At 66.4% G+C, this 13332-nt stretch carries 11 protein-coding genes; 4 read left to right on the top strand and 7 right to left on the bottom strand.

All coding sequences use genetic code 11. From position 1 onward, the window contains the following. Positions 1 to 9 precede the first annotated feature (9 nt). From mazG to AC25M7_RS06315, 6 genes are all read right to left on the bottom strand, one after another. Positions 10 to 843 (bottom strand): nucleoside triphosphate pyrophosphohydrolase, encoded by an 834-nt coding sequence (mazG, locus tag AC25M7_RS06340; protein WP_028690915.1) that lies wholly within the window; start codon positions 841 to 843, stop codon positions 10 to 12. A gap of 122 nt (positions 844 to 965) precedes the next feature. Further along, positions 966 to 3206, bottom strand: a complete 2241-nt coding sequence (relA, locus tag AC25M7_RS06335; protein WP_028690916.1) for a GTP diphosphokinase — start codon at positions 3204 to 3206, stop codon at positions 966 to 968. A gap of 99 nt (positions 3207 to 3305) precedes the next feature. Beyond that, on the bottom strand, positions 3306 to 4664 hold the full coding sequence (gene rlmD / locus AC25M7_RS06330) for a 23S rRNA (uracil(1939)-C(5))-methyltransferase RlmD (RefSeq protein ID WP_088851794.1): 1359 nt from the start codon (positions 4662 to 4664) through the stop codon (positions 3306 to 3308). Continuing rightward, the gene (gene cysM / locus AC25M7_RS06325) at positions 4664 to 5563 is read right to left on the bottom strand and encodes a cysteine synthase CysM (protein ID WP_486970855.1); all 900 of its coding nucleotides are present in this window, start codon (positions 5561 to 5563) and stop codon (positions 4664 to 4666) included. Before cysM ends, rlmD begins: the two co-directional genes overlap by 1 nt. Before the next feature lie 81 nt (positions 5564 to 5644). Continuing rightward, positions 5645 to 7039, bottom strand: a complete 1395-nt coding sequence (locus AC25M7_RS06320; protein WP_486970854.1) for a histidine kinase sensor domain-containing protein — start codon at positions 7037 to 7039, stop codon at positions 5645 to 5647. A gap of 3 nt (positions 7040 to 7042) precedes the next feature. Continuing rightward, positions 7043 to 7759, bottom strand: coding sequence for a response regulator transcription factor (locus tag AC25M7_RS06315; RefSeq protein WP_062363781.1), 717 nt, complete (start codon positions 7757 to 7759; stop codon positions 7043 to 7045). Between the two features lie 219 nt (positions 7760 to 7978). Between AC25M7_RS06315 and AC25M7_RS06310 the strand changes: the two genes are divergently transcribed. The 4 genes from AC25M7_RS06310 (at position 7979) to AC25M7_RS06295 (ending at position 12664) form a co-directional block, all read left to right on the top strand. Further along, positions 7979 to 10735: a response regulator gene (locus tag AC25M7_RS06310; RefSeq protein ID WP_062363783.1), complete on the top strand. Its 2757-nt coding sequence runs from the start codon at positions 7979 to 7981 to the stop codon at positions 10733 to 10735. Positions 10736 to 10803: 68 nt separating this feature from the next. Next, positions 10804 to 11793 carry a 2-hydroxyacid dehydrogenase gene (locus AC25M7_RS06305; RefSeq protein WP_486970853.1) on the top strand — a complete coding sequence of 330 codons (990 nt, stop codon included), beginning with the start codon at positions 10804 to 10806 and terminating at the stop codon, positions 11791 to 11793. Positions 11794 to 11824: 31 nt separating this feature from the next. Beyond that, a complete protein-coding gene (locus AC25M7_RS06300; RefSeq protein WP_028690922.1) occupies positions 11825 to 12259 on the top strand; it encodes a hypothetical protein in 435 nt (144 codons plus the stop codon). Continuing rightward, entirely contained in the window at positions 12260 to 12664 is a 405-nt protein-coding gene (locus AC25M7_RS06295; protein ID WP_062363787.1) for an META domain-containing protein, read from the top strand. A gap of 119 nt (positions 12665 to 12783) precedes the next feature. Here AC25M7_RS06295 and AC25M7_RS06290 read toward each other — a convergent pair whose 3' ends face one another. Beyond that, positions 12784 to 13251: a TlpA disulfide reductase family protein gene (locus AC25M7_RS06290; protein ID WP_062363789.1), complete on the bottom strand. Its 468-nt coding sequence runs from the start codon at positions 13249 to 13251 to the stop codon at positions 12784 to 12786. Positions 13252 to 13332 lie beyond the last annotated feature (81 nt).

The raw sequence follows: 13332 nt of genomic DNA, 5'->3' as shown, positions 1-13332 counted from the left end.
TGCATCGGCTCAGCCGCAGCTGGGCAGGTTCTTTTCCTGACGCTTGGCCTCGCCCCACAGGGCGTCCAGCTCGTCGAGGGTACGATCTTGGATGTTCAGGCCCTGCGCGCGCAATGCCTGTTCGATGAATCGGAAGCGCCGCTCGAACTTGCGGTTGGCACGGCGCAAGGCATTTTCCGGGTCGTGCTTGAGGTGCCGGGCCAGGTTGACGGTGGCGAACAGCAGGTCACCCAGCTCGTCCTCCAGCGCGTCGCTGTCGCCATCGGCCATGGCCTGCAGCACTTCGTCGAGCTCCTCGCGGACCTTGTCCAGCACCGGCAGCGCCTCAGGCCAGTCGAAGCCGACCGTGGCGGCGCGCTTCTGCAGTTTGGCGGCGCGGGACAGCGCGGGCAAGGCCGCGGGCACATCGTCGAGCAGCGACAACTGCTCGGGCTCGCTTTTTTCGGCGCGCTCCTCGGCCTTGATCTCCTCCCAGCGCGACTTGATCTGCGCCTCGCTCAACGCCGGGGTCTCCAGCGGCGCGTACAGCTCGCCGGTGGGGAACACATGGGGGTGGCGACGGATCAGCTTGCGGGTGATCGAATCGACGACGCCGTCGAACTCGAAGCGCCCTTCTTCACGGGCCAGCTGGCTGTAATAGACCACTTGGAACAGCAGATCGCCGAGCTCGCCCTGCAGGTGCTCGAAGTCGCCGCGTTCGATAGTGTCGGCGACTTCGTAGGCTTCCTCGAGGGTGTGCGGGACGATACTGGCGTAGTCCTGCTTGAGGTCCCAGGGGCAGCCATATTGCGGGTCACGCAGGCGGGCCATGAGGTGCAGCAGGTCTTCAAGGGTGTAGGTCATATCAAGTCTGTTCCTAGGCGAGGGCTTCGCCCTCGATCACCGGCAAGCCGGCTCCCACAGGGTACAGCGCGATCCTGTGGGAGCCGGCTTGCCGGCGATGGGCCGCACAGCGGCCCCGTTTCTCAAGGGGTGCGATTACGCCGCGTCTCGATGATGTTGGGCAACTGCGAGATCCGCCCCAGCAGACGTCCGAGGGCATCCAGGCCGGGGATCTCGATGGTCAGTGACATGAGCGCGGTGTTGTCTTCCTTGTTCGAGCGGGTGTTGACCGCCAACACGTTGATCTTCTCGTTGAGCAGCACCTGCGACACGTCGCGCAACAGCCCCGGGCGGTCGTAGGCACGGATGACGATGTCGACCGGGTAGGTCTGCACCGGGATCGGCCCCCAGCTGACCTGGATCATACGCTCCGGCTCCTTGCCCGCCAGCTGCAGCACCGAGGCACAATCCTGGCGGTGGATGCTCACGCCACGGCCCTGGGTGATATAGCCGACAATGGCATCGCCCGGTAGCGGCTGGCAGCACCCGGCCATCTGCGTGAGCAGGTTGCCGACGCCCTGGATCTGGATGTCACTGCGCTTGCCCGCGCGGATGCCCCGGGCCTGGCGCGGAATCAGCTCGACCGGTTCCAGGCGCTCGGGTTCGAGCAGTTGCTGGGCGGCGTTGACCATGTGCGCCAGGCGCAGGTCGCCGGCGCCAAGGGCGGCGAACATGTCCTCGGCAGTCTTGACGTTGGCCTTTTCCGCCAGGCGTTCGAAGTCCACCTGGGGCAGGCCCAATCGGCTCAGTTCGCGCTCGATCAGGGTCTTGCCGGCGGCCACGTTCTGGTCGCGGGCCTGCAGCTTGAACCAGTGGACGATCTTGGCCCGGGCCCGCGAGGTGGTCACGTAGCCCAGGTTGGAGTTCAGCCAGTCGCGGCTCGGGCTGCCGTGCTTGCTGGTGATGATCTCCACCTGCTCGCCGGTCTGCAGGCTGTAGTTCAACGGCACGATGCGGCCGTTGATCTTGGCGCCCCGGCAGTTGTGGCCGATCTCGGTGTGCACCCGGTAGGCGAAGTCCAGCGGCGTGGCGCCCTTGGGCAGGTCGATGGCGTGACCGTCAGGGGTGAACACGTAGACCCGGTCCGGCTCGATATCGACACGCAGCTGTTCGGCCAGGCCGCCGATGTCGCCCAGTTCCTCGTGCCACTCCAGCACCTGGCGCAGCCAGGAGATCTTCTCTTCGTAGTGGTTGGAGCTGGGCTTGACGTCGGTGCCCTTATAGCGCCAGTGCGCGCACACGCCCAGCTCGGCTTCCTCGTGCATGGCGTGGGTGCGGATCTGCACCTCCAGCACCTTGCCCTCGGGGCCAATCACTGCGGTGTGCAGGGAGCGGTAGCCGTTTTCCTTGGGGTTGGCGATGTAGTCGTCGAACTCCTTGGGGATGTGCCGCCACAGGGTGTGCACGATGCCCAGCGCGGTGTAGCAGTCGCGCACTTCCGGCACCAACACGCGCACTGCGCGCACGTCGTAGATCTGGCTGAATTCCAGGCCCTTGCGCTGCATCTTGCGCCAGATCGAATAGATGTGTTTCGCCCGGCCACTGATGTCGGCGTTGACGCCGGTGGCCAGCAGCTCGTTCTGAAGCTGGTTCATCACGTCGCTGATGAAGCGCTCGCGGTCCAGCCGGCGCTCGTGCAGCAGCTTGGCGATCTGCTTGTACTGGTCGGGCTCAAGGTAGCGGAACGACAGGTCCTCGAGTTCCCACTTGATATGACCGATGCCCAGCCGGTGCGCCAGCGGCGCATAGATGTCGAACACCTCACGTGCCACGCGCAGGCGCTTCTCGTCGTCGGCGCCCTTGACCGCACGAATGGCACAGGTACGTTCGGCGAGCTTGATCAGCGCCACGCGCACGTCGTCGACCATGGCCACCAGCATCTTGCGCAGGTTTTCGACCTGCGCCTGGGAACCAAGTACCAACGACTGGCGCGGGCTGAGGCTGGCACTGATGGCCGCCATACGCAGCACGCCGTCGATCAGCTTGGACACCACCGGGCCAAAGCGCTGACCGACTTCAGCCAGGGTCACCTTGCCTTCGCGCACCGAGCGGTAGATCACCGCGGCGACCAGCGAATCCTGGTCGAGCTTGAGGTCGGCGAGGATTTCGGCGATCTCCAGCCCAGCCTGGAAACTGGAGGTGCCGTCGGCCCAGGAATGCTTGGCTGGATTGCCTTTTTTCTCGACCTCATGGGCGAACTCGCAGGCCTCTTTCAGCCCCGGGCGATCGAGCTGCGAATCGACGCTCACCACATGATCGAGCCATGCTTCGAGATTGATACTGCCGTCGTGGTTGACCGGCTGGTGCACTCTCACCTGTACCATCTTTGTTTTACCTTTCCATACAGCGCACCACGCGGGTGCACTGGCTATCACCTGTGCGCCCCTCACTCCTTGAAGGCCGCACCAAGAGGGCCAGCCCGGCTAGCCCACTTCGAATAACGCCATGGCCTCGACATGCGCCGTCTGAGGAAACATGTCGAGAATCCCGGCCCTTTTTAACCGGTACCCCTGCCCGACCAGCACCTGCGCGTCTCGCGCCAGCGTGGCCGGGTTGCACGATACATAGACCAGCCGCTTCGCACCGAGCCGGGCGATGCCTTGCACCACCTCGAATGCCCCGTCGCGCGGTGGATCCAAGAGTACCGCAGAAAAGCCCTCGGCGACCCATCCGGCGCCCGCCAAAGGCTGCGATAAATCGGCCTGAAAAAACCGAGCGTTATGCACATTGTTGCCGTCGGCGTTGGCGGCGGCGCGCTCGACCATGGCCTGCACGCCCTCCACCGCCACCACTTCGCGCGCCTGGCGGGCCAGGGGCAGGGCGAAGTTGCCCAAGCCGCAGAACAGGTCCAGGACCCGCTCGTGCGCCTCGGGCGCCAGCCAGGCCAAGGCCTGCTGAATCATCAAGGTGTTGACCTGGGCGTTGACCTGGACGAAGTCACCCGGCCGCCAGGCCAGTTCCATGCCCCAAGGCTCCAGGGCAAAGCCCAGTTGCGCCGCGGCATCCACCGGTGCCGGCTCGCCCTCGCCCTGCAGCCACAGCTGGGCGCCGGCCTCGCGGCAGAACGCCTCGAGCCGCGCCAGGTCTTCACTGGACAAGGGCGCCACATGCCGTACCAGCACCGCCTCGGCGGTGCCGCTGAACAGCTCCACGTGCCCCAGCGCCTGCGGCTTGGCCAGGCTGCGCAGCACGGTCGGCAGGTGGCGCATGATCGACTGCAAGGGTTGTACCAGCACCGCGCATTCGTCGATGCCGACGATGTCCTGGCTGGCCTCGGCGCGGAACCCCACGTCCAGTTGGCGCGCCTTGGTGTCCCAGCGTACCGCGACCCGCGCCCGGCGGCGGTAGCCGAATTCCGGTCCGCTCAGGGGAACAGCCCACTCCTCGGGCTGCACGCCGGCCACCCGTTGCAGCTGCTCGGCAAGCAGGCGCTGCTTGAGCGCCAGCTGCCCTTCATGAGGCAGGTGCTGGAGGTTGCAGCCGCCGCAGCGGGCGTAGTGCCGGCAAGGCGCTTCACGGCGCTCGGGGCTGGCCTGGAACACACGCTCCAGGCGCGCCTCTACCACCTTGCCACGCGCCGCGAGCACCCGCGCCTCGACGTCTTCGCCAGCCAGTGCGCCGCTGACGAACCAGGTACGTCCTTCGATGAAAGCGATGCCGCGACCGTCACCGGCCACGCGCTCGATCGACAGGCGCTGCTTCTTGCCCACGGGTACCTGTGCGGCACGGTTGCCGCCGGCCGGCTGGAAACGCAGGCCGGTATTGTTTTTCTTTCTGGACATCAGGTCGGATCGAACAGGCCGGTGGAGAGGTAACGGTCGCCGCGGTCGCAGATGATGGCGACCATCACCGCGTTCTCGACTTCGCGGGACAGGCGTAGCATCGCCGCCACGGCACCGCCGGAGGATACGCCACAGAAAACGCCCTCTTCGCGGGCCAGGCGACGGGTGGTCTGCTCGGCCTCCTGCTGGGACATGTCGACCACGCGATCGACCCGGGTGGCGTCGAAGATCTTCGGCAGGTACTCGTGGGGCCAGCGGCGAATGCCGGGGATGGCCGAGCCTTCCATCGGCTGCAGGCCGACGACCTGTACCGCCGGGTTCTGCTCCTTGAGGTACTGCGAGCAGCCCATGATGGTGCCGGTGGTGCCCATGGAGCTGATGAAATGGGTGATGGTGCCCTGGGTCTGCTGCCAGATTTCCGGGCCGGTGCTGTTGTAGTGGGCGATCGGATTATCGCCATTGGCGAACTGGTCGAGGACCAGGCCGCGGCCTTCGGCCTGCATCTTCTCGGCGAGGTCGCGCGCGCCCTCCATGCCCTCTTCCTTGGTCACCAGGATCAGCTCGGCGCCATAGGCAGTCATCGCCGCCTTGCGTTCGGCGGTGGAGTTGTCCGGCATGATCAGGATCATCTTGTAGCCCTTGATCGCCGCAGCCATGGCCAAGGCGATGCCGGTGTTGCCGGAGGTGGCTTCGATGAGGGTGTCGCCGGGCTTGATCTGGCCACGCAGCTCGGCGCGGGTGATCATCGACAGCGCCGGGCGGTCCTTGACCGAACCTGCCGGATTGTTGCCTTCGAGCTTGAGCAGCAAGGTGTTGCTGGTGTCCCCGGCGATGCGCTGCAGGCGAACCAGTGGCGTATGGCCGATGCACTCGGCGATGGTTGGGTACTGCAGGGTCATGGGCGTTTTCGCAATCCGGACGGCAGGGGCACCTATCATACCGGCAAACCCAGCGCGGCCATATCACGCAATTGCTGGATGTTATAACGGGTGGCTATAAGTGCCTGGAGCGGGCTTGTCCCGCAATGGTCTCGACTCCCCCGCAGCCAGGCGCAGGCACAAGCGCAGGCCGCGCTCGCCATTGACCGCCCACACGCGCCCACCCTGGCGGCGGATCGCATTGCGGGCGATGCTCAAGCCCAAGCCGAAACCACCGTCCCCTGGCCGCGAACCCTCCAGCCGGGAAAACGGCGCGAAGATCCGCTCCAGGTCTTCCTCGGCCACGCCCCCGCCCTCGTCCTCCAGGTCGATACGCCAATACCCGCCCTCCCGCCAACCGCTCAGGCGCACCACACCCGCCTCGGGTGAATGACGGATGGCATTGCGCAACATGTTCTCCAGCGCCTGGGCCAGGTCATTGAGGCTGCCTTGTACCCAGCAGTCAGCCGGCAGCTCGCAGCGCAGCCGTCGCGGCGCCCAGCCGCTTTCATAGCAGGCGTTCTCGCTGAGCAGATCCCACAGCGCCGCCACCTGGATCGGCTCGAGGTTTACCGGCGCGCGCTCGGCGTCCTGCCAGGCCAGTTGCAAGGTGTCCTCGACCAGTTGCTGCATGCCATCCACCTCACGGTGCAGGCGTTCGCGCAGGCGCTGCAGGTCGGTCTCGCCATCGCAGGCCACGCGCAGGCGGCTGAGCGGCGTGCGCAGCTCGTGGGACAGGTCGCGCAGCAACTGCTGCTGCAGGGCCACGGTACCCTGCAGGCGTTCGGCCATCTGGTCGAAGGCGCGGGCCAGTTCGCCCAGTTCGTCCTTGCGCCGAGTGGTGCGCGAGTCCAGGCGCGCCGCCAACTGGTCGGCACGCCAGGCATTGGCCTGCTCACGCAGTTGGTTGAGCGGCACGATCAGCATGCGGTACAGGCCGACGCACAGCAGCAAGGTGAACAGCCCGGGGATGATGCCGTTGGTGACGATGCGCCAGAACAACCGGTATTGGCCGGGGTTGAAGCGCTCCGGCAGCTCGATCACCAACATGCCCTGCTCCGGCGCGCCGGGGAACGGCAGGCGCAACCAGGGCTGGCCGATGGTGCGCCGACTCATGGGCCAGTCGACGCCACGCAGGCGGGTCAGGCGCTGGGCCTGGCCTGCGCTCAGGTCGGCGCTGCCCAGCGGCTGCAGATCGCCATCGAGCACGCCCACCCAGCCCTGTTCGCGCTCGCGCATCGTGGCCAGCCAGGCATCCACGCCCTCGCGGTCGCCGCTGCGCCAGGCTTGCTCGGCCTCGGCCGCGTAACCGCGCAGGACCTGCCGCGCCGGCTCGGACAGGAAGGCATCCTGGGTTTCCATGTGCCGGCCCCAACTGTAGCTCAGGCCGATCATCAACAGGCAGAAGCCCACCAGCAGGACGGTGAGTTTCCAGAACAACGAGTGACGGTCGAGCATGGTTCAGTCGGCCTCGCCCACGCCGAACACATAGCCTTTGCCCCACACGGTACGCACCTGCCGCTCGTGGTAGCCGATGGCCTTGAGCTTGCGGCGGATCTGGCTGACGTGCATGTCCAGGCTGCGGTCATGCCGCGAGTAACCGCGCTGCAGGACGTGCTGGTAGAGGAAGGGCTTGCTCAGCACCTCATCCTGGCTGCGGTGCAGGGTGTCGAGCAGGCGGTATTCACTGGGAGTCAGACCGGCACGGGCTCCGGCGAAGCTGACATCGGTGGTCTGCTCGTCGAAATGCAGCTGCCCGGTGTCCGCCTCCCGCGGCGCCCGAGCGCGTCGCTCGAAGGCCACCCGACGCAGGATCGCCTCGATTCGCACGCGCAGCTCGGCAAAGCTGAACGGCTTGGGCAGGTAGTCGTCCGCGCCGCGCTCGAAGCCGCTGATGCGGTCGCCCTCGGCGCCCAGCGCCGACATCAGGATCACCGGCGTGGCGCTGCACCGACGCAGGCTGACCAGGGCGTCCAGGCCGTTGAGGCCGGGCAGCAGGATGTCCATCAGCACCAAGTCGAACACCTGCCGGCCCGCCGCCTCCAGGCCTTCGAGGGCATCGCGGCACCAGGTCACCTGGAAGCCGCCGCGCTGCAGCTCGTCGTGCAGGTAGGCGCCCAGCACGGGGTCGTCCTCGATGGCGAGGATGTTGGTCGCGCGAATAGCTTCAGGATGCATTGGCAACTGCCATCAATTCTCAATTGCGCGATTATTGGACAAGCGGTCCGAACAAGGCAACCGTCGCCCGACTGGCGCGAGGTCAGAGCGGTCGCACCGGCACTGCCATCTGAGAAAAGCAAAAACCATTACAAATCCTGTGCATTCCCCCTCAGCGCAGAGTAACGTTCCCGCTGATGCGCGAACTGCGCCTTTAACAGCACATGACAGGAGACAGGTGTGCTCGACCGTTTGGGAATCCGCAGCCGCGTCCTGCTGCTGGCCTTGCTGCCCGCCAGCCTGATGGCCCTGGTGCTGGGCAGTTACTTCACCTGGCTGCAACAGAACGACCTGCGTACGCAACTGCTGCAGCGCGGCAAGATGATCGCCGAGCAACTGGCACCCCTGGCGGCACCGGCCCTCGCCCGCCAGGCCCCGGCGCAACTGGAGCGTATCGCCACCCAGGCGTTGGAGCAGGCCGATGTGCGCGCCGTGGCGTTCCTCGCCGCCGACCGCACGCGCCTGGCCCACGCAGGTCCGAGCATGCTCAACCAGCCGCCCAGCGGCGGCACCGGCACGCAACTGCTGCAACGCACCGGCAACGACGCCACCCGCTACCTGATGCCAGTGTTCGGCCATCACCGCGACCTGGCCACCGACGCCGTTCCCGCCGAGGCCGAGCGCCTGCTCGGCTGGGTGGAGATCGAACTGTCCCACGACGGCACCTTGCTGCGCGGCTACCGCAACCTGTTCACCAGCCTGCTGCTGATCCTCGCCTGCCTGAGCCTTACCGCGCTGCTGGCCCTGCGCATGAGCCGTACCATCAACAACCCGATCAACCGCATCAAGCACGCGGTCAACCAGCTCAAGGACGGGCACCTGGACGAACGCCTGCCGGCCATGGGCAGCCATGAACTCGACGAGCTGGCCGCCGGCATCAACCGCATGGCCGAGACCCTGCACAGCGCCCACGAAGAACTGCAGCACAGCATCGACCAAGCCACCGAGGATGTGCGCCAGAATCTGGAGACCATCGAGATCCAGAACATCGAGCTGGACATGGCGCGCAAGGAGGCCCTGGAGGCCAGCCGGATCAAGTCCGAGTTCCTCGCCAACATGAGCCATGAGATCCGTACCCCGCTCAACGGCATCCTCGGCTTCACCCACCTGTTGCAGAAGAGCGAGCTGACCCCGCGCCAGCTTGACTACCTCGGCACCATCGAGAAGTCCGCCGACAACCTGCTGGGGATCATCAACGAGATCCTAGACTTCTCCAAGATCGAGGCCGGCAAGCTGGTGCTCGATAGCATCCCGCTGAACCTGCGCGACCTGATTCAGGACACCCTGACCATCCTTGCCCCGGCCGCCCACGCCAAGCAGCTGGAGCTGCTCAGCCTGGTCTACCGCGACACGCCGCTGTCGCTGGTGGGCGACCCGCTGCGGCTCAAGCAGATCCTCACCAACCTGGTGAGTAACGCCATCAAGTTTACCCGCGAAGGCACCATCGTCGTACGCGCCATGCTTGAGGACGAGCAGGAAGACAGCGTGCAACTGCGCATTAGCGTTCAGGACACCGGCATCGGCCTCTCGCCCCAGGATGTGCGCACCCTGTTCCAGGCCTTCAGCCAGGCCGACAACTCGTTGTCGCGCCAGCCCGGCGGTACCGGCCTGGGGCTGGTGATCTCCAAGCGCCTGATCGAGCAGATGGGTGGCGAGATCGGTGTCGACAGCACGCCCGGCGAAGGCTCGCAGTTCTGGATCAGCCTCAACCTGCCCAAGGCTCACGACGACGCCGAGGAGCAGCCCGCCCAGGCCCTGCTCGGCCGCCGCGTGGCCATCGTCGACAGCCACGACTTGGCACGACAGGCGCTGGAACACCAACTGGAGGACTGCGGCCTGGCGGTCAGCGTGTTCGCGTCCTGCGACCAACTGCTGCAAGGCGCGCAGGCCGCCAGCCAGGCCGGACAACCCTTCGAGTTCGCCGTGCTCGGGGTCAACCTGGGCAGCCTGTCGCCGGAACAGCTGGGCCATTACCACCAGCAGCTTGAGCGCCTAGGCTGCCAGTGCGTGGTGCTCTGCCCGACCACCGAACAGCCGCTCTACCACCCCTACCTGCCCAACGCCCACGGCCAATTGCTGGCCAAGCCGACCTGCACCCGCAAGCTGCGCCGCCTGCTGCTAGAACTGGTGCAACCGCGCCGCCCGGTGTGCGAGCAGCGCAACCACACGGGCCAGCGCATGCCGAAAATCCTCTGCGTCGACGACAACCCGGCCAACCTGCTGCTGGTGCAGACCCTGCTCGAAGGCATGGGCGCCGAGGTGCTGGCGGTGGACAATGGCTACGGCGCGGTACAGGCCGTGCAGGACGAACCGTTCGACCTGGTGCTGATGGATGTGCAGATGCCCGGCATGGATGGCCGCGCCTGCACCGAGCAGATCCGCCAGTGGGAAAGCAGCCAGAGCGGCCCGCCCCTGCCGATCGTGGCCCTCACCGCCCACGCCATGGCCAACGAAAAGCGCGCCCTGCTGCACAGCGGCATGGACGACTACCTGACCAAGCCGATCAGCGAGCGCCAGCTGGCCCAGGTGGTGATGAAGTGGACCGGCCTGAGCCTGGGCGCGCCGCCACCGGAACGCGCCAGCGAACGCCTGGCCGACAGCAGCGAGCTGAAGGTGCTCGACCCGGAGGAAGGCCTGCGTCTGGCTGCCGGCAAGGCGGACTTGGCGGCGGACATGCTGGCCATGCTGCTGGCCTCGCTGGAATCCGACCGCGAAGCCATCCGGGCCGCGCGCAAAGCCGCCGACCGCACAGCGATGATCGAGCGCGTGCACCGGCTAAACGGTGCCTCGCGCTATTGCGGCGTGCCGCAGTTGCGGGCGGCCTGCCAGCGCAGCGAGACCTTGCTCAAGCAGGATAGCCCCCAGGCATTGCAGGCCTTGGACGAACTGGACCAGGCCATCAACCGCTTGGCCGAACAGGCGCGCCAGAGCGCGTAGGCGACACAGGTCAACGCCCAGGCCAACCATTTGGCTAGACTGGTGGCATTTCAGACAGGACCCCAACCATGCGCGCTCTGTTGTTCAGCAGCCAGCACTACGACCAGGAAAGCTTCACCCGCGCCGCCAGCGCGGGCCCCCTGGAGCTGCACTACCAGCCCGCCCGCCTGACTCTCGACACCGCGCCGCTGGCCCAGGGTTTCGAGGTGGTCTGCGCCTTCATCAACGACGAGCTCGACGCCCCGGTGCTGGAACGCCTGGCCGCCGGCGGCACGCGCCTGATCGCCCTGCGCTCGGCCGGCTACAACCATGTCGACCTGGCTGCGGCACAGCGCCTTGGCCTGACCGTGGTCCGCGTCCCGGCCTATTCGCCCCACGCCGTCGCCGAGCACGCCGTGGCCCTGATCCTGGCCCTCAACCGCCGTTTGCACCGGGCCTACAACCGCACTCGCGAGGGCGATTTCACCCTCCACGGACTGACCGGCTTCGACCTGCACGGCAAGACCGTCGGCGTGGTTGGCACCGGCCAGATCGGCACCGCCTTCGCCCGCATCATGGCCGGCTTCGGCTGCCAGTTGCTGGCCTACGACCCTTATCCCAACCCCGAGCTGGTCGCCCTCGGCGCGCGCTACCTTGAGCTGCCCGAGCTGCTGCGCCAGGCACGCATCATCAGCCTGCACTGCCCGCTGACCGAGCACACCCGCCACCTGATCAACGCCCGGAGCCTGGCCCAGCTGCAGCCCGGCGCCATGCTGATCAACACCGGCCGCGGCGCGCTGGTCGATACCCCGGCGCTGATCGACGCGCTCAAGAGCGGCCAGCTCGGCTACTTGGGGCTGGATGTGTATGAAGAGGAGGCACAGCTGTTCTTCGAGGACCGCTCCGACCTGCCGCTGCAGGACGACGTGCTGGCACGCCTGCTGACCTTCCCCAACGTGATCGTCACCGCCCACCAGGCCTTCCTTACCCGCGAGGCCCTGGACGCCATCGCCGCGACCACCCTGGACAACATCAACCGCTGGGCGGCAGGCAATCCGCACAATCTTGTAAACGGTTGATGCTAGGATACGCGGCAATTTTGGAGGACCCATGGTCGAACACGATTTCCGCTACACCCTTTTCAACCCGCAACACACCCTGATCGAGTGCCGCGCACTGGTGCCGGGCCGCTACCAGGTCACCGGCAACGGCGGCTCGATCCAAAAAGGCGACGTCCTGCTGGTCACCCTCAAGGGCAGCAAGGACCTGTCCATGCGACTGACCGTCGAGACCGTGCGCCACCTGATCAACCCGCACGGCCAGTGGGTCGCCGTGGCCCAGGGCCCGGCGTTCAACGAGCTTGAGATCCTCAACTGGCAGGTCAAGTGCGACAGCTGCGACGCGGTGCTGGACTTCGAGTTCGCCAACGACGCCAAGCTAGGCAAGAAGGGCCAGGCCCCGGCCGCCAGCGCGCGCATCCAGGAACTGGGCTGGGCGAGCAAGGGCGACAAGCACCTGTGCCCACAGTGCCGGGAGCGTGGTTGAGTGAAACAGCTGCTGACCGGCGCGCTGATCGCCTGCGGCCTGATAGGCTGCGCCGCACAACCCTCGAAGCTGCAGCAGGAGCAGAGCTACGTGCTGGAGTGGATTGGTGAGCGCCCGCTGATCGACTACAGCCACCTGACGCTGACCCTGGCCAGCGATGGTCGCGCCTACGGCAACGGCGGCTGCAACCACTGGTTCGCGCCCTACACGCTGGAGGGCGAGCGCATCAGTTTCGGCAAGGTTGGCAAGACCCGCAAGCTGTGCGCGCCGGCGCTGATGGAGCAGGAAAAACGCTTCCTGCAGGCGCTGGAAACGGTGCAGCGCTGGGATGTGTCGCCGATCGAGCAGATCCGTTTCTGGCCGGTTGAAGGCAAGCCACTGCGGTTCTGGCCTGAGGAAGGTTGAGCTACCTGGGGCCGCTGCGCGGCCCTTTCGCGACACAAGGCCGCTCCCACAGGGCAGCGCATTCTCCTGTGGGAGCGGCCTTGTGTCGCGAAAGGGCTGCGAAGCAGCCCCAAGATCGATCAGGCGCCGCCTTTCAAAGCCTTGATCTTCGCCTGCAGCCCTTCGAGCGTCTGCTCGCCCATCAGTTGCTCACGCACCTTGCCCTTGTCGTCGATGATGTAGGTCACCGGCAGCGCCTCGCTGCGCGGCAGCTCGTAACGCTCGGCCGGGTCCTGGGCCAGCACGGTGAAACCGATGCCCAAGGTATCGGCGGCGGCTTTCAGGTCCGGCCCTTGCAGCCCATCGAAGTTCACCCCCACCACGCGAATGCCCTGGGCCTCCCACTGCTTGGCAGCGGCATTGAGTTCAGGGATTTCCGTGCGGCACGGGCCGCACCATTCGGCCCAGTAGTTGAGCACCAGCCAGTGCCCGTCGATCTGTTCGGCCTTTACCGTGTTGCCGTGCTGGTCCACGCCGTAGTCCGCACCGCAGCCGCCGAGCAACAGGCTCGCGGTGATGGCCAGTGCAGCTGCCAAACGCCTTGCCATGGGTCAATCCTTCTCGAAGTTTTCAAGCATTGAAGTCGGTCGCTGCGGTTAGAATAGCCGCCACACCCAGCTGGATGCGAC

It is taken from the genome of Pseudomonas sp. P106(2024) (assembly GCF_057480815.1).
The sequence above is the reverse complement of the archived record's forward strand: the minus strand, read 5'-3'. Positions and strand labels throughout refer to the sequence as shown.

What these genes read in the sequence shown, in the direction of transcription:
- rlmD (WP_088851794.1), bottom strand. Translation starts at nt 4,664, where the DNA reads ATGTCCAGAAAGAAAAACAATACCGGCCTGCGTTTCCAGCCGGCCGGC.
- cysM (WP_486970855.1), bottom strand. Translation starts at nt 5,563, where the DNA reads ATGACCCTGCAGTACCCAACCATCGCCGAGTGCATCGGCCATACGCCA.
- AC25M7_RS06305 (WP_486970853.1), top strand. Translation starts at nt 10,804, where the DNA reads ATGCGCGCTCTGTTGTTCAGCAGCCAGCACTACGACCAGGAAAGCTTC.
- AC25M7_RS06315 (WP_062363781.1), bottom strand. Translation starts at nt 7,759, where the DNA reads ATGCATCCTGAAGCTATTCGCGCGACCAACATCCTCGCCATCGAGGAC.
- AC25M7_RS06290 (WP_062363789.1), bottom strand. Translation starts at nt 13,251, where the DNA reads ATGGCAAGGCGTTTGGCAGCTGCACTGGCCATCACCGCGAGCCTGTTG.
- relA (WP_028690916.1), bottom strand. Translation starts at nt 3,206, where the DNA reads ATGGTACAGGTGAGAGTGCACCAGCCGGTCAACCACGACGGCAGTATC.
- mazG (WP_028690915.1), bottom strand. Translation starts at nt 843, where the DNA reads ATGACCTACACCCTTGAAGACCTGCTGCACCTCATGGCCCGCCTGCGT.
- AC25M7_RS06320 (WP_486970854.1), bottom strand. Translation starts at nt 7,039, where the DNA reads ATGCTCGACCGTCACTCGTTGTTCTGGAAACTCACCGTCCTGCTGGTG.
- AC25M7_RS06300 (WP_028690922.1), top strand. Translation starts at nt 11,825, where the DNA reads ATGGTCGAACACGATTTCCGCTACACCCTTTTCAACCCGCAACACACC.